A 21,882-nucleotide genomic window follows, 5' to 3' on the forward strand; every position below is an offset into this window, starting at 1 on the left:
TTCTAAAGATCAAAATTCGTGGGCATCATCACGACGTCGCGGATGGTCATGCCGCGTGGGCGGGTGAGCATGAACAGCACCACCTCGGCCACTTCAGAGGCCTCGATCAGGCTGCCGCTGGCCTTGGCCTCGGCGAGCTTTTCTGCGGGCCAGTCGGCCAGCAGCGAGGTGATGACAGGCCCGGGCGAGATGGAGCCCACGCGGATGCCGTGCTTGAACACCTGGCGGCGCACGGTCTGCACAAAGCAGTTGACCGCCCACTTGGACGACGCATAGACGGGCTCCCACGGCGTGGGGAAATGCGCGGCCAGCGAGCTGGTCACGACGATGTCCCCCGTGCCGCGCTCGATCATGTGGGGCAGCACGTTGTGCACGTTCTTCATCACCACGTTGACATTGAGCTGCAGCATGCGGTCGATGGCGTCAGGGTCGGCATCGACGAGATCGCCGCCCACATACAGCCCCGCGTTGGCATGAAAGATGTCCAGCGGTCCTGCGATGGCTAACGTGCGCTGCAGCACGCTGACGCACTGCCTGGCATCCAGCAGATCGAGCACCAGCGGCGAAGCGCGTTCGCCAATGGCCGCGCAGGCCTTGGCCAGCGCGGCCTCGTCGCGGTCGATCAGCACCACGCGTGCGCCCGCATTGGCCATGGCCTGGGCGCTGGCAAAACCGATGCCAGAAGCCGCGCCAGTGATGGCCGCCACCTTGCCTTGGAGTGGGTATTGGAGATTCATGACCGTCATGCAGCCTGCCGGGCCACCACGCGGCCTTGGGGGTCGAACCAGTGGGCTTGCGAGGCGTCGATGTCCAGGCTCACTGCATCGCCCGCGCGCAGGCCTGTGCGGTCGTTCTGGCGGGCTACAAACTGCGCCCCGCCGGGGGTGCTGACGTAGATCAGGGTTTCGGCGCCCAGCGCTTCCACCAGGTCCACCTGGCCCGGCAACGGCGTTGCGCCGGTGTTACGCACCGTGATGTTCTCCGGGCGCAGGCCAATGGCGCCGCCCATCGCGCCTTCCGGCGCCTGCTGCTGCACGGGGGGTGGCAGCTGCGGCAGGGGCACCACGTTCATCTGCGGCGTGCCGATGAACTGGGCCACGAACTGGTTGGCGGGCCGGTCGTACAGCTCCAGCGGCGTGCCCACCTGCTCGATGATGCCGTCGCGCAGCACCACCACACGGTCGGCCAGCGTCATGGCCTCGACCTGGTCGTGGGTCACGTAGATGGTGGTGGCGCCCAGGTCGCGGTGCAGCTTGGCGATCTCCACCCGCGTCTGGCCGCGCAGGGCGGCGTCGAGGTTGGACAGCGGCTCGTCGAACAGGAACACCTTGGGCGCGCGCACGATGGCGCGGCCGATGGCTACACGCTGGCGCTGGCCGCCCGACAGCTCCTTGGGCGTGCGCTGCAGGTACTGCGTGAGGTTGAGGATGCGCGCGGCGTTCTGCACCTTCTCATCGATCACCTGTTTGTCCACCTTGGCCAGCTTGAGCGCGAAGCTCATGTTCTCGTACACGCTCATGTGCGGGTACAGCGCATAGCTTTGGAACACCATGGCCAGGTCGCGCTTGCTCGACGGCTGGTCGGTGATGTCGCGGCCGTCCAGCATGAGCGTGCCGCCGTCGATATTTTCGAGCCCTGCGATCAGCCGCAGCAGCGTGGACTTGCCGCAGCCCGAGGGGCCAACGAAGACGATGAACTCGCCCTTCTGGATGGAGAGGTCGATGCCCTTGATGGCGCGGTGTTCGCCAAAGAATTTCTCGATGCCGCGCAGTTGAAGGTAGGCCATGGAATCGGATTCCTGAATGCTTGAAGACAGTGGGATGGAGCGGCGGCTTACTTGACGGCGCCGAAGGTCAGGCCCTGCACGAGCTGCTTCTGGCTGAACCAGCCAAACACCACGATGGGCGCAATGGCCATGAGCGACGCGGCAGACAACTTGGCCCAGAACAGGCCCTCGGGGCTGGAGTACGAAGCGATGAGCGTGGCCAGCGTGCCCGCCTTGGCGGCGCTCAGGTTCAGGCTCCAGAAGGCCTCGTTCCATGACAGCACCAGGCACAAGAGGCCGGTGGACGCGAGCCCGCCCATGCCCAGCGGCAGCAGCACCAGGCGCACCTCTTGCCACAGCGTGGCACCGTCCATGCGCGCGGCCTCCAGGATCTCGCGCGGGATGTCCTTGAAGTGCGAGTACAGCATCCAGACCATGATGGGCAGGTTGGACAGCGCGAACACGATGATCAGCGCAAGCTGTGTGTCGAGCAGGTGGCTCTTTTGCGCCAGTACGTAGATGGGCACCAGCGCGCCCACGGCGGGCATCATCTTGGTGGAGAGCATCCACATCAGGATGTCCTTGGTGTACTTGCCCTTGAAGAAGGCCATAGCATACGCGGCAGGCGCGGCCAGCATGAGCCCCAGCACGGTGGACAGCACGCTGGTGATGACCGAGTTCTTGGCGTACAGCAGGTAGTCGCTGCGCTCTTGCACCTCGTGAAAGTTTTCGAGCGTGGGCGTGAAGACGAACAGTGGCGGCACGGCGATGGCCTGCAGCTCGGTCTTGAACGCGGTGAGAAACAGCCAGGCCAGCGGAAACACCAGCAGCAGGGCCACAGCCCAGGCCGCAGCGGTGCGCAGGGCCAGCATGCCGAGCGGAAATTGGGAACGGCGTCGTGCGGTCATAAAAATGCGAGCCTTACTTGTCGAGGTTCTTGCCGACCATGCGGATGAGGAACACGGCCGCGATGTTGGCCAGCACCACCGCAAACAGCGCTCCGGCCGAGGCCACGCCCGCGTCGAAGTTGAGCAGCGCCTGCTTGAAGATCAAAAAAGTGACGTTGGTGCTGGCATCGCCAGGCCCCCCACCGGTGGTGGTGTAGATCTCGGCAAAGATGCTGAGCAAGAAGATGAGTTCGATCATCACCACCACGGCCACCGAGCGAGCGAGGTGCGGCACGTACAGGTAGCGCAGCTGCTGCAGATAGTTGGCGCCGTCCATGCGCGAGGCTTCGAGCTGTTCGTGGTTCATGCTCTGCAGCGAGGTCATGAAGATCAGCGTGGCAAAGGGCAGCCATTGCCATGACACCATCACGATGACGGAGAACAGCGGATAGTCAGTGAGCCAATCGACCGGCTGCGCGCCGAAGAACATCCACACCTGCGCGAGCACGCCGTAGATGGGGTTCATCATCATGTTCTTCCACATCAGCGCGTTCACCGTGGGCATGACGAAGAACGGCGAGATAAGTAGCACCCGCACAATGCCCCGCCCCGCAAACGGCTCGTTGATCAGCAGTGCAATCGCAATGCCAGCCACCACCGTGATGAGGATCACGCTGCCCAGCAGCAGCAGCGTGTTGACCACTGCCGTACCAAACGAAGGGTCGGTGACGAAATACTCAAAGTTCTCCAGCCCGGCAAAACCAGTCTGGTCCGGCTGCATCAGGTTGTAGCGGATGAGCGAGAAGTAGATCGTCATCACCAGCGGCACGATCATCCAAAGGAAGAGCGTGGCCATGGCTGGTGTGAGCAGCAGGCGGGGGAGCAGGCGGCGGTTCATGGAAGCCTCAGAAAAAAGTCCAGCAGAAATAGGCGTTCAGTCGGCGTCGCGAGCGGGCCGAGGCGGGGTCGCTGTACCGCAGCCGTACTCCCGTACGGCGAGGAACACCGGCCCCGGACCGGCCCGCGCAGTAGCCGAATAAATGCCTATTTGTAGTAGCCGGCCTTCTTCATCTCACGGTCCGCCGTCACCTGGCTGGCCTTGAGCGCGGCGTCCACCGTTGTCTTGCCTGCCAGGGCTGCGCTCATCTGCTGACCCACCGCAATGCCGATGGCCTGGAACTCAGGAATCGCAGCGAACTGCACACCCACATACGGGCTCTTAGGCAAGGTCGAGTCGGTGGGATTGGCCGAGTCGATCGCGGTCTTCTCTGCAGCAGCGAATCGGGCGGCCTTCTGGAACTCGGGCGACGCGTAGGTGCTCTTGCGCGTGCCGGTGGGCACGTTGGCCCAGCCGTTGGTCTTGGCCACCAGCTGGATGTACTCCTTGCTGGTGGACCAGGTGATGAACTTCTGCGCGGCTTCCACCTTCTTGGACCCTGCGGGGATCGCCAGATTCCACGACCACAGCCAGTTGGCGCCCTTAGGAGTGTTCATGGTGGGCGCCTGGGCAAAGGCCATCTGGTCGGCCACCTTGGACTGCTTGGGGTCGGCCACGAACGACGCGGCGATGGTCGCATCCACCCACATGCCGCACTTGCCCGAGTTGGTCAGCGCCAAAATTTCGTTGAAGCTGTTAGCGGACGAGCCGGGAGGGCCATAGTTCTTCAGCAGGTCCACGTAGAAAGTGATCGCGTCCTTCCAGGGCTTGGATTCGAGCTGCGGCTTCCACTGCATGTCAAACCACTGGCCACCAAAGGTGTTAACCAGCGTGGTCAAAAAGGCCATGTTGTCGCCCCAGCCCGGCTTGCCGCGCAGGCAGATGCCATACACGCCGTTCTTGGGATCGTGGATCTTGGCGGCCAGGTCCTTGATCTGTGGCCAGGTGGGGCGCTCGGGCACCTGCACGCCGGCCTTGTCGGCCAGGTCCTTGCGGTACATCAGCATCGAGCTTTCGCCATAGAACGGCGCGGCAAACAGCTTGCCGTCGATGGACAGGCCATTGCGCACGGCGGGCAGCAAGTCGTCCACGTCGTAGGCGGCGTCGGTTTTCAGCTCCTGCAGCCAGCCCTTCTTGCCCCAGATGGGCGCCTCGTACATGCCGATCGTCATCACGTCGAACTGCCCGCCCTTGGTGGCGATGTCGGTCGTCACGCGCTGGCGCAGCACGCCCTCTTCCAGCGTCACCCACTTGAGCTTGATGTCGGGGTTGGCCTGCTCGAAGTTCTTGCTGAGCTTTTGCATCTCGATCATGTGGCCGTTGTTCACGGTGGCAATCACGAGTTCGGTCTGCGCGTGCGCAGCGGCGCCGCACAGCGATGCCGCCAGGGCAGCAACGGCCAGGGCCAGGCGGGTGTGTGGACGGGTGGAACGGGGCATCGGAACGTCTCCTGCGTAGTTGGTATGGATCTGTCATTCAACGCCGGTCGGATCGCGGCATTGATGGACTGAACGATACCGATGCTCTGATGCTCAGTTGATACTTTGAAAAGCCATACACATACTAAATTTCGCCAGAATCTCAGGATTTATACCTAGATCCATCAATTGGGTATGTGCATTGCGCCCCCGGGATGCCTGCCTTGGCTCTGAGTAGCCCAGAGCAAATTCCGCACAGAGGCACACTTCGTGCGCGCCCACTGTTTCCAAAACTGGAACAGTCAGTTTGCGACTGCGTAGTTTTTCGCCGAAGACCATCGGCGTACAGTTCAACCCATCGATGAGCCGAACCCGCAAGGCGACTCACCGAACCCGGTTCAGGAATGGTTTTTGACCGGCTTTTTTGAGACGCTTTTTAACTTTCAAGGATTTTCATCATGAACAACACCGCACGTTTCCTCTCCATCGCCGCTATCGCTGCTTTCGCTTCTTTTGGTGCCCAAGCTGACGAAGCCGATGCTTCGCAATTTGCCACTAAGTTCGAAACCAACCGCACTCGCGCTGAAGTGCAAGCCGAAGCCGCTACCGTGGCACAGACCCGCTCCATCGAACCCGCTGGTTCGCGTGTGGTGACTTACAAGTCCACGGCCGACCGCGCTGCGGTGCGTGCCCAGGCTGCTGAAGCTGTGCGCACCGGCAAGATCCCATCGGGCGAAATCAGCGCGATGTAAGAACGCAGAGCTTCCCCGGTGGTAGCCTCGCACGGTTGCTGGCCTGGCCCCCGGACTCTGAAAGGGCTCCCACTTGGGAGCCCTTTTTGCGTGGGCAACCGGCTCAGGCCACCAGCGTCTTGAACATCACATGGGCATCGACATAGCCCAGCGTGTGGTGCCTGAAGGCCCCGGGCAGCGTGCCCACGATCGCAAAGCCCAGGTGCTGCCACAGCCGCACGGCGCGCACGTTGCTGGCCACCACCAGGTTGAACTGCATGGCCCGAAAGCCCATGGCCATAGCCTGCTGCTGAGAGTGCTCGCACATCAACGACGCCACGCCCTGCCCCTGCGCAGCCGGTGACACCACATAGCCGCAGTTGCACACATGGGCGCCCTGCCCAGGCTGATTCGGCTTGATGAAGTAGGTGCCCAGAATCTCCCTGCCCGCACCGAGGGCGACAAAGGTTGCTGCAGGCAGCTCTAACCAGGCTTTGTGGATCTCGGCCTCGCTGCTGTCGGGGGCAAAGGCATACGTGTCTCCCGCCTGGAAGGTCGTGCGCAGGATGGGCCATACGGCGGGCCAGTCGGCTGCTTGGAGGGGCCGGATGGTGACGGAAGTGGCAGAAGTTGTCATTGCTAAGACGGACGATGGAGGGTAAGCCCCGCATTCTCCCGCTCCGCATAAAATCCGCCGTCGGCAACGGCCACCCCTTGATGGCGGCGCCCCACCCTGAGTGATCCATCCCATGACCCAGCCTTCTGCCGCTCCGGCAGCCTCTGCCCTGCCTGCCCGCCCTGTGCGCTCCCAGTACGAAGACTTCATGCGCCATGTGTTCACGCACGGCGTGGACAAGTCGGACCGCACGGGCACCGGCACCAAGAGCGTTTTCGGCCACCAAATGCGGTTTGACCTGAAGGAAGGCTTTCCACTGGTCACGACCAAGAAGGTGCACCTCAAGTCCATCATCCAGGAGCTGTTGTGGTTCCTGACCGGCTCCAGCAACAACAACTGGCTGAAAGAGCGCGGCGTGACCATCTGGGACGAATGGGCGCGCGAGGACGGCGACCTGGGCCCCGTGTATGGCGTGCAGTGGCGCAGCTGGCCCACACCAGACGGCGGGCACATCGACCAGATCAGCGACGTGATCAAGACGCTGAAAACCAACCCCGACTCGCGCCGCATCATTGTGAGCGCCTGGAACGTGGCCGAGCTGCACAAGATGGCGCTCATGCCCTGCCACGCTTTCTTCCAGTTCTACGTGGCCCCGGCGCAAGAGCCCGGCGGGCGCGGCACGCTGAGCTGCCAGCTGTACCAGCGCAGTGCCGACATCTTTCTGGGCGTGCCCTTCAACATCGCCAGCTACGCGCTGCTGACCCACATGGTGGCCCAGCAATGCGACCTGGACGTGGGCGATTTCATCTGGACGGGCGGCGACTGCCACATCTACAGCAACCACCACGAACAGGTGCAGACGCAACTGGCACGCACGCCCTACCCCTACCCCGTGCTGAACATCAAGCGCAAGCCGGACAGCATCTTCGACTACGAGTACGAAGACTTTGAGGTGCTGGACTACCAGTGCCACCCGGCCATCAAGGCGCCCGTGGCGGTCTGATCACCGCCCCGGTGCGCCAGCTGCACCCGCCCTGCCTTCCCCCATAACCAATACAACGAGTTTCTATCCATGTCTTCCGGCGGATTCCACGTACACGGCCCCCACGACCACGCGGTCGAACATGCCACCCACGGCCACGATGCTGCACACCACGGCGCGGACCACGGCGGCGGCTCGTCCACCAACAAGATCGCCATGTTCACGGCCATTGTGGCCACGGTGGGCGCCATCTTTGCCTACATGGGCGGCGCCACGCAGGCCAATGCGGGCCTGATGAAGAACGACGCGGCCATCAAGAAGACTGAGGCCTCCAACCAGTGGAATTACTTCCAGTCCAAAAGCACCAAACAAAGCCTGGCCGAGCTGGCACGTGACCTGACCCCGGCCGAGACCGAAAAGGCCAAGTACCAGGCCAAGATCGACCGCTACGAAAAAGAAAAGAACGAGATCAAGACTGTGGCCGAGAAGCTGGAGGCCGATGCCCACGCGTTCGACCAGCAAAGCGAAGCCCAAATGCACCAGCACCACCGCTGGGCCCAGGCCACCACCGCGCTGCAGGTGGCGATTGCCCTGGCCGCCATTGCGCTGCTGACCAAGAAGAAGTGGCTGGAATACGGCATGTACGGCGTGGCCGCCGTGGGCCTGGGCGTGGGCGCGCTGGCGTTCCTGCACATCTGATTCCCTCCCCACTCACGCACCGAGCGAGCCCCATGCCCCTGCACCTCATCTACGCCCGCGCGGCCAACGGCGTCATCGGCAAGGACAACCGCCTGCCCTGGCACATCCCAGAGGACATGGCGCACTTCAAGCAGCTCACGCAGGGCTGCCCGGTGGTCATGGGCCGCAAGACCTGGGACTCGCTGCCCCCGCGCTTTCGCCCCCTGCCCGGCCGCACCAACATCGTGGTGACGCGCCAGGCCGACTGGCAGGCCGAGGGTGCCCACCGCGCTGGCAACCTGACCGAGGCCCTGGCACTGTGCGACGCGGGCAAGACCGTGTGGATCATCGGTGGCGCGCAGATCTATGCCGAGGCCCTGCCCCTGGCGGACTGCGTGGAGGTGACGGAGATTGCGCAAGATTTTGACGGCGATGCCTATGCCCCCGTGCTGGGCCCAGAATGGGTAGAAACTGCCCGCGAGCAGCACGTCAGCACCAACGGACTGCCGTTCAGCTTTGTGACCCGTGTGCGCCGCAGCTGACGACGCAGCCCCACCACTCTTACTCACTTTTTGATAGCTACCAGCGCATGATCCACTAGCGCAACCGGCCAAAAACCATGCAAATTGCCACCTGGAACGTGAACTCCCTGTCGGTGCGCCTGCCCCAGGTGCTGGCCTGGCTGGCCGCCAACCCGGTCGATGCCTTGTGCCTGCAGGAGCTCAAGCTCACCGACGACAAGTTTCCGCACGACGCGCTGAAAGAGGCGGGCTACGAAGCCGTCGCCTTCGGCCAGAAGACCTACAACGGCGTGGCCATCCTGAGCCGCCACCCGTTGCGCGACGTGGTGCGCAACATCCCCGACTTTGGCGACGAGCAGGCCCGCGTCATTGCCGCCACGCTGGACACGCCCGCAGGCCCGTTGCGCCTGCTCAACGGCTACTTCGTCAATGGTCAGGAGCCGGGCTCTGAAAAGTTTGCCTACAAGATGCGCTGGCTGCAGGCCCTGCAGGACATGGTGCGCGCCGAGATGGCGGCCCACCCCCGCCTGGTGCTGGTGGGCGACTTCAACGTGGCGCCTGAAGACCGCGACTCGTACGACCCCGAAGGCCTGCGCGAGACCATCCACCACACCACCGAAGAGCGCAACCACTTCCAGGCGCTGCTGGCGTTGGGGCTGACCGATGCCTTCCGCATGTTCGACCAGCCTGAGAAGAGCTACTCGTGGTGGGACTACCGCATGCTGGGCTTCCAGAAAAACCGGGGCCTGCGCATCGATCACATCCTGGTGAGCGAAGCGCTCAAGCCCACAGTGACGGCCTGTGTGGTGGACCGCGCCCCACGCAAGAACCCGCAGCCCAGCGACCACGCGCCGGTGGTGGTCACGATGAGCGCCTGATACGTAATACGACCGCTCGGCTGCAGTCCTCAGGCTGCCCGCAAGCAACGCAAAAAGGCTGTCAGAGTATTCCTCTGGCAGCCTTTTTTCTGGGGGCACCCCTCAGGTGCAGCACAGGCGCCATCTCAGGCGTAGCTCACCTAAAGGGGCGCCCCTGGCCCCTGGGATCAGGGCCGTGGCGAGAACCCGTCGCGCAGCGCACGCACTTCATCGTGGTTGCGCTGGGCGCCTTGTGCCTGGCGCTCCACCAGCGCGCGCACATCGGCAGGCAGCGCAGCTTTCAACGCCTTGCGGTAGCGGGCCACCGCAGCGTCCTCACCACGCTCGCACTCTTCCAGCACGGCCTTGTCATCGCGGGTGGAGAGTGCCGTCTTCACCGACACCCAGCCCCGGTGCAGCGCACCCGCCACCGTACCGCCCTGTGCGGGGTCGCCATTCAGGCGGCGGATCTCATGCTCCAGTTCGACAGCGGCAGCGGCACATTCACGCGAGTGGCGCTGGAAGATGCCCTTGAGCTGGCCCGACTCGGCATGCTCGGCGCATGCATGGAAGCCGTACTCGCCATCGCGTGCAGACTCCAGCAGGTCATTGAGTACATCGACCACATCCTCGGCGTCGATCACGTCCATTGGGCGGTCGGTGGCGAGCGCAGTGCGGTTTGCGGCGCGCTCCCACGCCGCACGGGTGGCGGGGCGCACATCGGTCCAGGCCAGGCCGTCGCTGCCGTGGCGTGCGCGCCAGTCGTCGGCCAGGCGCGGCTCGATGGCGTCAAAGTCGCCCTCGTAGCGGCCCACGGACGACCAGCCCAGCTCATAGGCGGGACGGTATTGGTCGTACGTGCGGCCACCCACGTAGTAGGGCTCGCGGTGGTAGGTTTCGCGCCAATAGGCGTCTTCTTCGGTGGGGTTGACAGCCTCGGCAGCCGCCTTGCCAGCCAAGCCGCCTGCCACGGCCCCTGCTACGCCACCAATGGCAGCGCCGACCGGGCCGCCGAAAGCACCGGCGGCAGCGCCAGCTGCAGCGCCACCCAGGGCAGCACCCACGCCCGTTCCGACGGGGTGAGCACCCGGCTCATTGGTCAAAGGGTCACGGTTGGCATCGTTGAAATCCGACATAGGAACATCTCCGGTTGGTTGACAGTGACTTCATTGTTGAAGCCACCTCCGGAGTGCCGGGTCGGCCCAGGGAGGGCCTGCATGTAGGACATGGCCCGCCATGCAGTGCGATGCGCAGCGCGCATCCGGGCCAAGTTACAGCGATGCCACCAACGAAGCGGCGGCACCTTGCATCGCTACGATTTCAATAGCTACAGAGGCATGATCAACATTCGCCTGCGGCCATTTTCACGCTTCGTCCGGCGCGTCCAGGCCCAGCTCCTGGATCTTGCGGGTGATGGTGTTGCGCCCGATGCCCAGGCGCTGCGCGGCCTCCATGCGGCGGCCGTGGGTGGCCACCAGGGCCGTACGAATCAGGCGCGACTCAAAGCGCCGCGTGAGCGCGTCCCACACCTCGGGCTGGCCGCCTGCGAGCAGTTTTTGAGCTTCTGTTTCGAGTGCCTGCTCCCAACTGTGGGCGGCAGCCACAGGGGCTGCCACAGCGTCGGCCGACCAGGACGCAGCGGCCGCAGGTGCAGACGCAGGCACGGGAATCGACACGGGCGCTGCGGGGTGCAGACCACCCACCAGATCGGGCGCTGGCTGCGCCACCGGGGCGACAGGTGCCAGCGGGGCCACCGGCATGGATGTCACCGTCGCTGCTGCAGGCTCAGCTCCAGCCGTAGCGCGCACGGGCGGCTGGTAGACCGGAGCTTCCAGCACCTCGGGCGGCAGGTCCTGCAGCGAGATCACCTGCGCGGGCGCCATCACCGTGAGCCAGTGGCAGATGTTCTCCAACTGGCGCACATTGCCCGGAAAGGCGAACTGCTCCAGCCGCGCCAGCGCCGAGTCGGCAATGCGCTTGGGCTCCACGCCCAGCTGCCGGGCGCTTTGCTGCAGAAAGTGGCGCGTGAGCATGGGCACGTCCTCGTGCCGCTCGCGCAACGCGGGCAGGCGCAGGCGGATCACGTTGAGGCGGTGGAACAAGTCTTCGCGGAAGCCGCCTTCCTTGACGCGCTGCTCCAGGTTCTGGTGCGTGGCGGCAATCACGCGCACATGGGCCTTGACGGCCGCGTGGCCGCCCACCCGGTAGAACTGGCCGTCAGACAGCACGCGCAGAAGACGCGTCTGCAAATCAAACGGCATGTCGCCGATTTCATCGAGGAACAGCGTGCCGCCCTCGGCCTGCTCAAAGCGGCCGCGCCGCTGCGTCTGCGCACCAGTGAAGGCACCGCGCTCGTGGCCGAAGAGTTCGCTCTCCAGCAGGTCCTTGGGGATGGCGGCGGTGTTGATGGCCACAAAGGGGCCATCGGCCACGGGCGAATGCTTGTGCAGCGCGCGCGCCACGAGCTCCTTGCCCGAGCCGGATTCGCCGGTGATGAGCACCGTGACCTGGCTTTGCGACAGCCGCCCGATGGCGCGGAACACGTCCTGCATGGCGGGCGCCTGGCCCAGCATTTCGGGGGTTGCGGTCTGGCGCTCTTCGGTGACTTCTTCGCGCTGGCTTTCTTCGACCGCGCGGCGGATCAGCTCTACCGCCTTGGGCAGGTCAAAGGGCTTGGGCAGGTATTCGAACGCGCCGCGCTGAAAGGCCGACACCGCGCTGTCGAGGTCGGAGTACGCCGTCATGATGATGACGGGCAGGCCAGGCTGCAGCTCGCGCACCTTCTCCAGCAGTTGCAGGCCCGAGCCTCCGGGCATGCGGATGTCGCTCACCAAGACCTGGGGGCCCTGGCGGGCGGGGTCGCCCGCAGTGACATCGGCCAGTGCGTCCAGCACTTCGCGCGGGTGCGTGAAGCTGCGCGTGGGCAGGTTCTCGCGGGCCAGCGCCTTTTCCAGGACGAAGCGGATCGAGGGGTCGTCATCTACTATCCAGATCGGCTTCATATGTTTTTCTTACCTTCCCTGTGGTTGCGTGTCAGGGACCGTCGTGCGCTGTCAAGGCAAGGGGATCAGGATTCGGAAGTCGGTGCGACCCGGTACGCTGTCGCATTCGATCAACCCGTGGTGTCGCTGCACGAAGGTTTGCGCCAACGTCAGCCCCAGCCCTGATCCGCCGTCCCGACCCGACACCAAGGGGTAAAAAATCCGCTCCTTGATGGCATCGGGTACGCCCGGTCCGTTGTCGATGACATGCAATTCCAGTGCCAGCCGATAGCGTTGCCGACCGAACGTGACCTGGCGGGCCACACGTGTGCGCAGCGTGATCACGGCATCGCCCTTGGCGATACGCTCTGACAACGCCTGGGCCGCGTTTTGCACGATGTTCAGCACCGCCTGAATGAGCTGCGCACGGTCCCCGCGAAACTCAGGAATGGAGGTGTCGTAGTCGCGCTGTACCTTGAGGCCCTGCGGGTATTCGACCAGCACGAGCGAACGCACGCGCTCGCACACCTCGTGGATGTTCACATCGCCCACCAGGTGGGGGTGGCGATGGGGCGCGAGCAGCCGGTCCACCAGGCTTTGCAGGCGGTCGGCCTCGTGGATGATGACCTGGGTGTATTCGGTGAGCTCCCGGTTGTCGAGCTCCATCTCCAGCAGCTGTGCCGCACCCCGAATGCCGCCCAGCGGGTTCTTGATCTCGTGGGCCAGGTTGCGGATCAGCTCCTTGTTGGCCTGGGCCTGGTCACGCAGGCGCTCTTCGCGGTCCTGGCGGGCCTGCTGCTCCAGCGGCCACAGCTCTACCAGGATTTCGCCGACCTGCTCGGCATCGGCCACGTTGACATGCACGGGCACCGGGTCCTGGTGCAGGCGCTTCAGGCTGGCCTCGTAGCGCAGCGCGGCAAAGTCCTTGCCCCGGGCGCCCGCCAGTGCGGTCTGCAGCAAGGCGGGGTCGGTGAAGAAGGTGGAGAAGTCCGCCCCTTCCAGGGTACGGCGCGAGAGGCCCAGTGTGTTTTCCAGCGCGGCATTGGCAAACTGCACCGCGCCATCGTCAGCGCGCAGCACCGCCACCAGGGTGGACATCAGGTCCAGGGAATGAAAACGCCCGGTGTCAGTGCCGGACAGGTCGGGAAAGGAAGGGGCACTCACGCGCTGTCGCCGTTGTCAGTTGGTGGGCGCTGCGGGCGCGGGCAGGCGGGCAATCTCGCGCTTGATCCCTGCGATGTCGCTCTCGCTGCGGGCAAGGCTCGCCTTGAGTTCGGCAGTGCGCTCGGTATAGCGCTGGGGGTTGCGCAGATCGAGCGCATTGCGCTCAGGGGCGCCGTTGTTGTATTCCTTGAGCAGCTCGGCATGGCGCGTTTCCGCCTTGCGCAGCTCGGACTCCAGAATGGCGCGGGCATCCGAGTCGCGGGACTTTTGCTCGTTGTTGCTGACGCGCGGAGCGTTGGCGGGCGAGGTCGCAGACGACGGGGCTGCTGCACCACCACCGCCGGCGGCTGGGGCTGCGGCAGACGCCGGGCGGGTGCCCTGCACCACGGTGACATTGCCCCCTTCGACCAGCTTGCAGCCACGCTCCTTGGCCTGCTGCGCGTTATTGGTGTATTCGTTGCCGCAACGGTAGATGCGGTCTTGCGCCTGGACTGCGGGAACGGCGGCGGCGATGAGAAGCAGGGTGATGAGCGTTTTTTTCATTCGGTTTCCTCGCACGGACATGCAGGGGTCGGGGGAGTATCCCCCAATCACCCCACATCTCCAATCCAACAAAGACAGACCCTTGCAGGGCTGTGTATACGGATGCAACACCTTAAGCCTTGGTTCCACCGCGTGTACTCAGCGCGCCTGCCCGCTTCGCCCGCCCATGAAAAAAGGCGGCTTGCGCCGCCTTTTTGAGCCATGGTCTGCAAGCAGACGATTACAGCGAGTAGTACATGTCGTACTCGACAGGGTGCACGGCCATGCGGAAGCGGGTCACTTCGTTCATCTTCAGATCGATGTAGGCGTCGATCATGCTGTCGGTGAACACGCCACCCTTGGTCAGGAACGCGCGGTCCTTGTCCAGGTGCTCCAGGGCTTGGTCCAGGCTGTGGCACACGGTGGGCACCAGCTTGTCTTCTTCTGGAGGCAGGTGGTACAGGTCCTTCGTGGCGGCTTCGCCCGGATGGATCTTGTTTTCCACGCCGTCCAGACCGGCCATCAGCAGTGCAGCGAAGCCCAGGTAAGGGTTCATCAGTGGGTCGGGGAAGCGGGCTTCCACGCGACGGCCCTTGGGGTTGGCCACATAAGGAATGCGGATCGAGGCAGAACGGTTCTTGGCCGAGTAGGCCAGCTTCACCGGGGCTTCGAAGTGAGGCACCAGGCGCTTGTAGCTGTTGGTGCCGGGGTTGGTGATGGCGTTCAGGGCACGGGCGTGCTTGATGATGCCGCCGATGTAGTAGAGCGCGAAGTCCGACAGACCGGCATAGCCGTCGCCAGCGAACAGGTTCTTGCCGTCCTTCCACACGGACTGGTGCACGTGCATGCCGGAGCCATTGTCGCCGTGGTAAGGCTTGGGCATGAACGTGGCGGTCTTGCCATAGGCGTTTGCCACGTTGTGGATCACGTACTTTTGCAGGATGGTCCAGTCGGCGCGCTCGACCAGCGTGCTGAACTTGGTGCCGATTTCGTTCTGGCCAGCGCCCGCCACTTCGTGGTGGAACACTTCGACCGGGATGCCCAGGGATTCGAGGATCAGGGACATCTCGGCGCGCATGTCTTGCGTGCTGTCAACGGGAGGCACTGGGAAGTAGCCGCCCTTGACGGTGGGACGGTGGCCGCGGTTGCCGCCTTCCAGCTTGGCGCCGGTGTTCCAGGGAGCTTCGTACTCTTCGATTTCGTAGAAGGTGTTGTTGGGCTCAGTGCTCCAGCGAACGCCGTCGAAGATGAAGAATTCTGGCTCAGGACCGAAGTAGGCGGTGTCGCCCAGACCGGAGGCCTTCAGGTAGGCTTCAGCGCGCTTGGCGATGGAGCGCGGGTCACGGTCATAGGCCTTGCCGTCGGCGGGCTCGATCACGTCGCAGGTCAGGATCAGCGTCGTTTCTTCGAAGAAAGGATCGATGTTGGCCGTGCTCGGGTCGGGGATCAGCTGCATGTCGGAGGCTTCGATGCCCTTCCAACCGGCAATCGACGAGCCGTCAAAGGCGTGGCCCGAAGTGAACTTGTCTTCGTCGAAGTGAGAGACGGGCACCGTGGTGTGCTGTTGTTTGCCACGGGTATCGGTGAAACGGAAGTCAACGAACTTGACTTCGTTCTCCTTCACCATCTTCATCACGTCTGCAACGGTCTTGGCCATCAGGTTCTCCTGGATAAAGCGCTTGTTGAAAAAAGAGTTTGCTGAAACAAAAGCAGTTTGCGTGCCAGCCGAGTGCAGCACCGCACTATGAAGGAGCGCTACTGGCAGCAGGTCGGCGTGGCATACGCCCAAAAGCACCAATACGGTGCAATCCATCTTTCCAATCTGGGTCTCAGAGGTTACGCACCAATTCAGGGCCACAATTTGCACCAAATTCGTGCAAACCTGTTTTTAGTGCCTGCCATGCTGCGGGCACGGAAGACGCTGGCCCTTTGACACCCAGTTCGATATGCCGCCCGTATTGTGGATGATCTACGCTGGGCAAACTGAACACCCGCACATCAGGGTGCGATTTTTCAATCTGCTCCATGAGGGGCGTCAACGATGCCTCCATCGCGCCAAAGACCACCACTGACTGCTCGGTCTGCGGCGCGCGGTTGAAATGGGCTGCGTAATGGTGCTCCAGCACCCACTCGATCATGGGCCAGGCCATCACAGGGAACCCAGGAACGAAGTGCACGGATCCACCGCCAGGCCCGTCGCAGCTGAAGCCGGGGATCTTGTTGTAAGGATTGGGGATGATGCGCGCGCCCACCGGGAACATGCCCATGTTGAGGCGGTGCACGTTGTCAGAGCGATCAGGCTCGTAGGGCACGCCCTGCTCTCGCGCCACATCCTGCATGCGTTCGCGGATCAGCGCCTCGGCCTCTGGGTGCAGTGCCAGATCCTGGCCCAGGGCTCGTCCAGCGCACTGCCGCGTGTGGTCGTCAGGCGTTGCACCAATGCCACCACACGAGAACACAACATCGGCCGACGCGAACGCCCGCTGCAAGGTGGCTGTGATCCGGTCCGGGCTGTCCCCCACATAGTCGGCGTAGGCCAGGGACAGGCCGCGTGCCGACAACAGCTCGATCACCTTGGGCATGTGCTTGTCGGCCCGTTTGCCCGACAGGATCTCGTCGCCCACGATGATGAGGCCGAAGGTAGGTGTCATGGTGCGTTGTCTCCAGAGGGCGAAATGGCAGGGGGTGGTAGCACGGCCGCAGCAGGGGCCGCAGTTTCCAGCGTCGGCGTGCCCGCAGGGCGTGGGGTCAATGCAGACGAGGCCGACGAAGGGGCGGGCTCGGCCATGGGCATATTCGTCCCCCGCTCGGCCCGCAAGCGTTGCAAGGCGGCCAGGCCATAGTGCGTGAACCACAGCGAGGAAAACGCGAACACCAGGGTGTAGATCCAGATCGCCAGTGGCACCAGCACAAAAAACGCGGCGGCAAACACCACGCCCGATGCCCACACAATGCTGGGCGCTGCCCCGAGGTAGCCCGTGACGATGCCAATGCCCAGCAGGCTGCTGCGATGGCGGCGGAATATCTCCAGGCGCTCTTCCTTGCTGGCGTGGTCAGCCAGGGCGTCGAACACCATCACCCGGTAGGTCAGCCAACCCCAGATCAGCGGCGGCAGGATGAGTACGAGTGGCGGCACCAGCCACAGCGGAACGGACACCACCAGCGCCACCAGGGCCAACACCGTGGACCCTACCGACCAGGCCACACTCGCAATGAAGGACCCGCCCTTCTTGCGCTCCAGATCCGGAAACCGCCGCGCAGCCACCAATGCCACCAGGGCGGGGGTCATGAGTACCGCTACGGCCAGCAGCGACACCACCACCAGCACAGGCGCCACGGCCAGCACCACCATCAACGGCGCCATGACCGCAGTCACATCCCCCAGGCCCCAGCCCTGAAGCCAACCCCAAACGCTGGCCAGCAACGAGGACGCATCGAGCAATGCGCGCATCCCCTGCACCGCCGCGTCCCAGTAGAAGTAACCCAGGCCGAGTGCCAAAACGGCCATCAAGAACAGAGGCAAGAGCGACAGCGCAATCACCCGCGGACGCAGGCAATAGGCAGCGGCACGCCAGAAAGAATCAAGCAGTAATCCCATGGTGGCAAGCATACAGGCAGCGCCCGCCAAGCCGCTCAGGCCTTGCCCAGCAACCTCAGTACGCCCCGCCATTGCTGGGACCAGAACCCCGCGCCGTAGTCGCGCACACGGCCATCGGGGCCCGGCTCGACCTGGTCGCGCACGCCCGTGGGGTCAAAGCGCTTTTCAAAGTTGGCCGTGCCCATCAGCATGTCCCACCAAGGCAGAAGCACCCCGAAGTTGTGCCCGCCGAGCACCACACGCGGCGGCGTTGTTGCTTGGCCCGATGTTGCCTCGGCCGAAGGCTTGACCGTCTCGTGGCCAATGCCAATGCTGTGGTGTCGGCGGTGAAACCGGGGGCTGATCCAGAGCCGCTCACCCACCTGACCAAACCACAGCCGCACGTTGGCGTGCTGAAAGCTCTCGCTGAGCTGGGTGATGGCCACGATGGCAATGAACTGCCCCGGCGCAACACCAATCAGCTGCGCCACCGTCACCAGAATCACGTCGCGCAGCAGGTCATCGAGCAGGTGGTTGCGGTTGTCGCTCCACATCGTCATCTGCTGCTGTGCATGGTGCAGCGAATGCAGGCGCCACCACCACTCAAAGTGATGCTGCCCCCGGTGGATCCAGTAGTCCACAAAATCGAACACCACCAGATACAGCAGCAAGCTGACCCAGGAGATGTCCGTCACACCCGGCCAGAGGCCATCGAGCTGGAACGTGCTGACACCCGCCACACGCAAGGCACCAAACAGTGAATCCGCCAGCGGATCCACCGTGAAAAACAGCGCCAGCCGGAACAATCCCAGCCGGTGAATCAGGGTGTAGAGGATGTCAGTGCGGATGGTGGCGCGGTCATTGATCTGCTCCACCGGCCACCAGCGCTGCATGGGGCCAATCACAGCCACGATGACCACCAGCTGCAGCAATCCCACCAGCAGCCAGCCGGATGCCTCATAGCCGTTCTCCAGCAGGCTGGCCAGCCCTGTGCTGAACATCAGCGGCTGCAGCACGCTCTCAAAAAGCCATTGCTGCACGCTGTCAAATACACCGCCTAGCCATCCCATCGTGTCGCGCTCCCTGGCACCTGGTTAATCATGCAAACATGCGGCGCGTGCGCCCTCAGCCACGGCGCACGCAATCCAACTTGATCCCACAGCCCATCTAGCGAACCTGAGCCGCTGCGGCCGCATAGTCAGGATGATCCCGCAAGGTACGAAAGCAAAACCCTCGCTGCTTGAGCCCTTCAATCAAAGGCTCCAGCACAGCGGGCGCCCAGGCGTCCTTGCGCGACCAGATCCCCAGGTGCGCCAGCAGGATGTCGCCACTGCGCACATCACGCAGCGCCTTGTTCAGCAGCGCGGTGTTGCTGGCCGTCTCACTGGGCAGCTCATCCCCCAAGAAGCCGGCAGGCGACCACCCCACATGCGCGTAGCCGCAGGCCTTCGCGCTGGCAATCAATTGTGCAGAGGTCTTGCCGCCAGGCGCGCGGAACAGGGGCAAAGGCGTCTTGCCGGTAATGGCCTTCAAACGATCCGCAGCACGGGCAATTTCTTCGCAGTATTCAGCTGCGGACATCACAAAGCTTTGACCCTCACGCTGTCCCGCCGAGGGACGGACCCGAAACGCTGGATGCGGCGCGCTGCCAGCATCGGCACGCCAGTAGGTGTGATTCCAGGTGTGGGAGGCAAACTCATGGCCCTCCGCGGCGCGTGCACGCCACCACGGGGCCCAATGGTCTCCCAGACTTCCATCGCCTTCCTTCGTGCGCTCGTTTGCAGCAAAGAAGGTCACATGCACCTGCTGGCGCTTGAGCACCTCAGCCACCAAAGGCGCCACTTCCATGTGGCCGGTGTCAAAGGTCAGGTAGAGGGGTTTTTTGCAGTCATTTTGCGCAGTAGCGCTAGTGAAACATGCCCAAGCAGCTATCAATATAATAGCATTGCGACGCCTGCCGTGTGGTACACGAAGAGCGCTGAGAAACATACCTCTGACCGGCGGTGCAGCGCTCAACGCGGCGCGTGCTGCAAGGTCCAAACGCCGTGGGGCGATTTGCCCACGTTGACCTGGCGCACCACCTTCTTGGCCTGGGTATCCACCACGGACAGCTTCCGTGCCCAACGGGAACTGACGTAGATGTAGCGTCCGTCCGCCGAAACATCCATGCAATCAGGGCCGCCAGGCACAGGGTACGACTCGACGACCTGCTGGGTGTTCATATCGATCTTGCTGATCGAGTTGGCCACGCGATTGCTCACATACAGGTGGTGCCCATCGCCAGCAGCACGAAAGGCGTGAGCACCGTTGCCTGTCTTGATCCGCTTGACGCTGACCGCTTCACGCCCTGAGATATCGAACACCTCCACGCTGTCACCGCCCGTCAGTCCCACAAACAGGTGCTTGCCATCGGGACTGCCGTAGACATCCGCAGGCATAGGGCCTGTTTTGACACGCCATTTGATGGTCTGGGTGGCAATATCAATCGCCACCAGTTCGTCACTGTCCTGCATGGTCGAGTAGACGGTGGTGCTGCGACTATCGATCCATAGATGGCTGGGGGTGCGCGATGTGGCCACGCGCTGCACCAGGGTCAGGTCCTTGCCGTCCCAGCGGTAAAAGTCCACGTGATTCAGACGGTTGGCGGCCGTGATGAACCATTTCATGTCGGGACTGAATCGCAGATGGTAGGGGTCCACAATCCCACGTACGGTACGCTGCACCTCGGCGGTACGGGGGTCCACAAACGTCAGCGTGTCACCGAGCGCGTTGGCCACGATGATCGACTTTTCATCGGGAGTCAGATACAGGTGGTGCGGCTCTTTACCTGTGGGTATGCGGGCCGTCTCAGTCCAGGTCACTGGGTCGATGACGCTGACGTTGGCCTCCAGCGAATTGAGTACAAAAAGCGGCGGAGCGCCCGCCGCCACACTGGCCAAGGAGTAACACCACCCACCAAGGGCCACAACGCAGATGCGTGCAATCGAGAGAATCTTCACAAAACCACTTTCAACACAGCCTTGAAGTGTAGCGCCGCGCCCAGCACGGACCCGAGCGACAACACGTAACATCAGGGTGATCGTGCTCTCTTTGACTCAGGTCATCCCGGTATTGCGCTGCCTGGGGTGCCAGGGCATATCGCAGGGCGAGACCACAACTTGCCAGCAAAGCTCTCCCTGCCTCGGCAGTCAAGGGATCAACGACATGAGTCACAGTGCCCTGGCCGCGCGCTCTGAGCCAATCAAAAGAGGCCGCTCCTCCAGATAACATGCTTAAGCATTGCTGTTCAACAGTGCCAGATCGGAAGCATTGAGCCATCGCCATTGGCCGGGGGCCAAATCCGCAGGCAAATCCATGCGTCCAATGCGAGAGCGATGTAGCCCCTCCACCCTGTTGCCAACTGCTGCAATCATCCGCTTGACCTGGTGGTACTTGCCCTCAGTCAGCGTCATATCCAAGCGATGGGAATCCACGATGGAGCAGTTTGCAGCACGCACCGGCTTGGGATCATCGTCCAGCACAACCCCCGCCAACAATTTCGACACCTGTGTCTCGTCCACCGGGTGTTTGGTCGTCACTTGATAAACCTTCGGAACATGCTTCTTGGGCGAACTCAAGCGATGAATGAATTGCCCGTCATCGCTCAATAGCAACATACCCGTTGTGTCCTGATCAAGACGCCCCACCGCCTGCACGCCTTGCACAGCACTCTTTGTGGGCCGCTGGCGCAACGGCGGAGGCAATAGGGTGTAGATGCTGGGATAGGTAGAAGGCTTTTGAGAGCATTCCGTACCGGCGGGCTTGTGCAGCAGTACGTAAGCCTTGGCGTGGAAAGGCCAGTCCACCCCTTGCACGCGAAGCAGCAGCCCTTCGGGCTCGAAATCGGCCGTTGCCTCCGAACAAAGGACGTAATCAGCATTGGGCGACGACGCATCACACACCGAAACCCATCCCTGCTGAATCAGCCCCGCGCAGACACGTCGCGTACCAAAGCCCTGGGAATAGAGAATGTCTTGCAGTTGCATGGCCAATAGTTGCAGAAGATGCTGGGACAGCGGTAATTAACTTCCGCCTTTCCAAAGCAAAAAACCCCAGTCATATCTGACTGGGGTTTTCTGGGCTGTAAGAGCCTGACGATGACCTACTTTCACACGGGAACCCGCACTATCATCGGCGCAAAGTCGTTTCACTGTCCTGTTCGGGATGGGAAGGAGTGGGACCAACTTGCTATGGTCATCAGGCATAA

General features: G+C 63.1%; 22 protein-coding genes and 1 rRNA gene. 5 read left to right on the top strand and 18 right to left on the bottom strand.

Features of this window, described 5'->3' with window-relative positions:
- Positions 1–2 precede the first annotated feature (2 nt).
- The 5 genes from DNK89_RS04875 to DNK89_RS04895 all read right to left on the bottom strand — a co-directional run bounded on the left by DNK89_RS04875 (position 3) and on the right by DNK89_RS04895 (position 5,028).
- Positions 3–737: an SDR family oxidoreductase gene (locus tag DNK89_RS04875; protein WP_110959100.1), complete on the bottom strand. Its 735-nt coding sequence runs from the start codon at positions 735–737 to the stop codon at positions 3–5.
- 5 nt (positions 738–742) lie between these two features.
- A complete protein-coding gene (locus tag DNK89_RS04880) occupies positions 743–1,786 on the bottom strand; it encodes an ABC transporter ATP-binding protein (RefSeq protein ID WP_110959101.1) in 1,044 nt (347 codons plus the stop codon).
- 47 nt (positions 1,787–1,833) lie between these two features.
- The gene (locus DNK89_RS04885; RefSeq protein WP_110959102.1) at positions 1,834–2,673 is read right to left on the bottom strand and encodes a carbohydrate ABC transporter permease; all 840 of its coding nucleotides are present in this window, start codon (positions 2,671–2,673) and stop codon (positions 1,834–1,836) included.
- A gap of 13 nt (positions 2,674–2,686) precedes the next feature.
- Positions 2,687–3,550, bottom strand: a complete 864-nt coding sequence (locus tag DNK89_RS04890; RefSeq protein WP_110959103.1) for a carbohydrate ABC transporter permease — start codon at positions 3,548–3,550, stop codon at positions 2,687–2,689.
- Positions 3,551–3,696: 146 nt separating this feature from the next.
- Positions 3,697–5,028 carry a sugar ABC transporter substrate-binding protein gene (locus DNK89_RS04895; RefSeq protein WP_110959104.1) on the bottom strand — a complete coding sequence of 444 codons (1,332 nt, stop codon included), beginning with the start codon at positions 5,026–5,028 and terminating at the stop codon, positions 3,697–3,699.
- 437 nt (positions 5,029–5,465) lie between these two features.
- On the opposite strand from DNK89_RS04895, the gene DNK89_RS04900 reads away from it, so the two are divergent.
- A complete protein-coding gene (locus tag DNK89_RS04900) occupies positions 5,466–5,759 on the top strand; it encodes a DUF4148 domain-containing protein (RefSeq protein WP_110959105.1) in 294 nt (97 codons plus the stop codon).
- Positions 5,760–5,862: 103 nt separating this feature from the next.
- Here DNK89_RS04900 and DNK89_RS04905 read toward each other — a convergent pair whose 3' ends face one another.
- Positions 5,863–6,375, bottom strand: coding sequence for a GNAT family N-acetyltransferase (locus DNK89_RS04905; protein ID WP_110959106.1), 513 nt, complete (start codon positions 6,373–6,375; stop codon positions 5,863–5,865).
- 112 nt (positions 6,376–6,487) lie between these two features.
- Between DNK89_RS04905 and DNK89_RS04910 the strand changes: the two genes are divergently transcribed.
- The 4 genes from DNK89_RS04910 to xth all read left to right on the top strand — a co-directional run bounded on the left by DNK89_RS04910 (position 6,488) and on the right by xth (position 9,413).
- A complete protein-coding gene (locus DNK89_RS04910) occupies positions 6,488–7,357 on the top strand; it encodes a thymidylate synthase (RefSeq protein ID WP_110959107.1) in 870 nt (289 codons plus the stop codon).
- 69 nt (positions 7,358–7,426) lie between these two features.
- A complete protein-coding gene (locus DNK89_RS04915) occupies positions 7,427–8,035 on the top strand; it encodes a DUF4337 domain-containing protein (protein WP_110959108.1) in 609 nt (202 codons plus the stop codon).
- A 32-nt stretch (positions 8,036–8,067) separates the two neighbouring features.
- A complete protein-coding gene (locus tag DNK89_RS04920; RefSeq protein ID WP_110959109.1) occupies positions 8,068–8,556 on the top strand; it encodes a dihydrofolate reductase in 489 nt (162 codons plus the stop codon).
- A 77-nt stretch (positions 8,557–8,633) separates the two neighbouring features.
- A complete protein-coding gene (xth, locus tag DNK89_RS04925; RefSeq protein WP_056637722.1) occupies positions 8,634–9,413 on the top strand; it encodes an exodeoxyribonuclease III in 780 nt (259 codons plus the stop codon).
- A gap of 167 nt (positions 9,414–9,580) precedes the next feature.
- Here xth and DNK89_RS04930 read toward each other — a convergent pair whose 3' ends face one another.
- From DNK89_RS04930 to rrf, 12 genes are all read right to left on the bottom strand, one after another.
- Positions 9,581–10,528 (bottom strand): PA2169 family four-helix-bundle protein, encoded by a 948-nt coding sequence (locus DNK89_RS04930; protein ID WP_110959110.1) that lies wholly within the window; start codon positions 10,526–10,528, stop codon positions 9,581–9,583.
- A gap of 228 nt (positions 10,529–10,756) precedes the next feature.
- Positions 10,757–12,394 carry a nitrogen regulation protein NR(I) gene (ntrC, locus tag DNK89_RS04935; RefSeq protein WP_110959111.1) on the bottom strand — a complete coding sequence of 546 codons (1,638 nt, stop codon included), beginning with the start codon at positions 12,392–12,394 and terminating at the stop codon, positions 10,757–10,759.
- 51 nt (positions 12,395–12,445) lie between these two features.
- The gene (glnL, locus tag DNK89_RS04940; protein ID WP_043566259.1) at positions 12,446–13,471 is read right to left on the bottom strand and encodes a nitrogen regulation protein NR(II); all 1,026 of its coding nucleotides are present in this window, start codon (positions 13,469–13,471) and stop codon (positions 12,446–12,448) included.
- An 81-nt stretch (positions 13,472–13,552) separates the two neighbouring features.
- On the bottom strand, positions 13,553–14,080 hold the full coding sequence (locus DNK89_RS04945) for a hypothetical protein (RefSeq protein WP_015013433.1): 528 nt from the start codon (positions 14,078–14,080) through the stop codon (positions 13,553–13,555).
- A 220-nt stretch (positions 14,081–14,300) separates the two neighbouring features.
- Positions 14,301–15,716: a type I glutamate--ammonia ligase gene (glnA, locus tag DNK89_RS04950; protein ID WP_015013432.1), complete on the bottom strand. Its 1,416-nt coding sequence runs from the start codon at positions 15,714–15,716 to the stop codon at positions 14,301–14,303.
- A gap of 172 nt (positions 15,717–15,888) precedes the next feature.
- Positions 15,889–16,710 carry a molybdopterin-binding protein gene (locus DNK89_RS04955; RefSeq protein WP_060985994.1) on the bottom strand — a complete coding sequence of 274 codons (822 nt, stop codon included), beginning with the start codon at positions 16,708–16,710 and terminating at the stop codon, positions 15,889–15,891.
- Positions 16,707–17,657 carry an EI24 domain-containing protein gene (locus tag DNK89_RS04960; RefSeq protein WP_110959205.1) on the bottom strand — a complete coding sequence of 317 codons (951 nt, stop codon included), beginning with the start codon at positions 17,655–17,657 and terminating at the stop codon, positions 16,707–16,709. The genes DNK89_RS04955 and DNK89_RS04960 overlap by 4 nt, the downstream gene beginning before the upstream one ends.
- A 35-nt stretch (positions 17,658–17,692) precedes the next feature.
- Positions 17,693–18,706, bottom strand: a complete 1,014-nt coding sequence (locus DNK89_RS04965) for a sterol desaturase family protein (protein WP_110959112.1) — start codon at positions 18,704–18,706, stop codon at positions 17,693–17,695.
- A gap of 97 nt (positions 18,707–18,803) precedes the next feature.
- Positions 18,804–19,625, bottom strand: coding sequence for a polysaccharide deacetylase family protein (locus DNK89_RS04970; RefSeq protein ID WP_082522546.1), 822 nt, complete (start codon positions 19,623–19,625; stop codon positions 18,804–18,806).
- 23 nt (positions 19,626–19,648) lie between these two features.
- The gene (locus DNK89_RS04975; RefSeq protein WP_056067105.1) at positions 19,649–20,635 is read right to left on the bottom strand and encodes a YncE family protein; all 987 of its coding nucleotides are present in this window, start codon (positions 20,633–20,635) and stop codon (positions 19,649–19,651) included.
- A 273-nt stretch (positions 20,636–20,908) separates the two neighbouring features.
- Complete coding sequence (locus DNK89_RS04980) at positions 20,909–21,661, bottom strand: 16S rRNA pseudouridine(516) synthase (protein ID WP_110959113.1); 753 nt, start codon at positions 21,659–21,661, stop codon at positions 20,909–20,911.
- 103 nt (positions 21,662–21,764) lie between these two features.
- Positions 21,765–21,877, bottom strand: a 5S ribosomal RNA gene (gene rrf / locus DNK89_RS04985).
- Positions 21,878–21,882 lie beyond the last annotated feature (5 nt).

The organism is Acidovorax sp. ST3 (genome assembly GCF_003231145.1).
Classification (GTDB): domain Bacteria; phylum Pseudomonadota; class Gammaproteobacteria; order Burkholderiales; family Burkholderiaceae_C; genus Acidovorax.

Excerpts from the sequence above, each read along its gene's own strand:
- DNK89_RS04945 (WP_015013433.1), bottom strand. The coding sequence starts at position 14,080 with ATGAAAAAAACGCTCATCACCCTGCTTCTCATCGCCGCCGCCGTTCCC.
- DNK89_RS04885 (WP_110959102.1), bottom strand. The coding sequence starts at position 2,673 with ATGACCGCACGACGCCGTTCCCAATTTCCGCTCGGCATGCTGGCCCTG.
- DNK89_RS04965 (WP_110959112.1), bottom strand. The coding sequence starts at position 18,706 with ATGGGATGGCTAGGCGGTGTATTTGACAGCGTGCAGCAATGGCTTTTT.
- DNK89_RS04895 (WP_110959104.1), bottom strand. The coding sequence starts at position 5,028 with ATGCCCCGTTCCACCCGTCCACACACCCGCCTGGCCCTGGCCGTTGCT.
- DNK89_RS04905 (WP_110959106.1), bottom strand. The coding sequence starts at position 6,375 with ATGACAACTTCTGCCACTTCCGTCACCATCCGGCCCCTCCAAGCAGCC.
- DNK89_RS04880 (WP_110959101.1), bottom strand. The coding sequence starts at position 1,786 with ATGGCCTACCTTCAACTGCGCGGCATCGAGAAATTCTTTGGCGAACAC.
- DNK89_RS04960 (WP_110959205.1), bottom strand. The coding sequence starts at position 17,657 with ATGGGATTACTGCTTGATTCTTTCTGGCGTGCCGCTGCCTATTGCCTG.
- DNK89_RS04910 (WP_110959107.1), top strand. The coding sequence starts at position 6,488 with ATGACCCAGCCTTCTGCCGCTCCGGCAGCCTCTGCCCTGCCTGCCCGC.
- glnL (WP_043566259.1), bottom strand. The coding sequence starts at position 13,471 with ATGTCCACCCTGGTGGCGGTGCTGCGCGCTGACGATGGCGCGGTGCAG.
- DNK89_RS04920 (WP_110959109.1), top strand. The coding sequence starts at position 8,068 with ATGCCCCTGCACCTCATCTACGCCCGCGCGGCCAACGGCGTCATCGGC.
- DNK89_RS04915 (WP_110959108.1), top strand. The coding sequence starts at position 7,427 with ATGTCTTCCGGCGGATTCCACGTACACGGCCCCCACGACCACGCGGTC.
- DNK89_RS04980 (WP_110959113.1), bottom strand. The coding sequence starts at position 21,661 with ATGCAACTGCAAGACATTCTCTATTCCCAGGGCTTTGGTACGCGACGT.
- xth (WP_056637722.1), top strand. The coding sequence starts at position 8,634 with ATGCAAATTGCCACCTGGAACGTGAACTCCCTGTCGGTGCGCCTGCCC.
- DNK89_RS04955 (WP_060985994.1), bottom strand. The coding sequence starts at position 16,710 with ATGACACCTACCTTCGGCCTCATCATCGTGGGCGACGAGATCCTGTCG.
- DNK89_RS04900 (WP_110959105.1), top strand. The coding sequence starts at position 5,466 with ATGAACAACACCGCACGTTTCCTCTCCATCGCCGCTATCGCTGCTTTC.
- ntrC (WP_110959111.1), bottom strand. The coding sequence starts at position 12,394 with ATGAAGCCGATCTGGATAGTAGATGACGACCCCTCGATCCGCTTCGTC.
- DNK89_RS04875 (WP_110959100.1), bottom strand. The coding sequence starts at position 737 with ATGAATCTCCAATACCCACTCCAAGGCAAGGTGGCGGCCATCACTGGC.
- glnA (WP_015013432.1), bottom strand. The coding sequence starts at position 15,716 with ATGGCCAAGACCGTTGCAGACGTGATGAAGATGGTGAAGGAGAACGAA.
- DNK89_RS04970 (WP_082522546.1), bottom strand. The coding sequence starts at position 19,625 with ATGTTTCTCAGCGCTCTTCGTGTACCACACGGCAGGCGTCGCAATGCT.
- DNK89_RS04930 (WP_110959110.1), bottom strand. The coding sequence starts at position 10,528 with ATGTCGGATTTCAACGATGCCAACCGTGACCCTTTGACCAATGAGCCG.
- DNK89_RS04890 (WP_110959103.1), bottom strand. The coding sequence starts at position 3,550 with ATGAACCGCCGCCTGCTCCCCCGCCTGCTGCTCACACCAGCCATGGCC.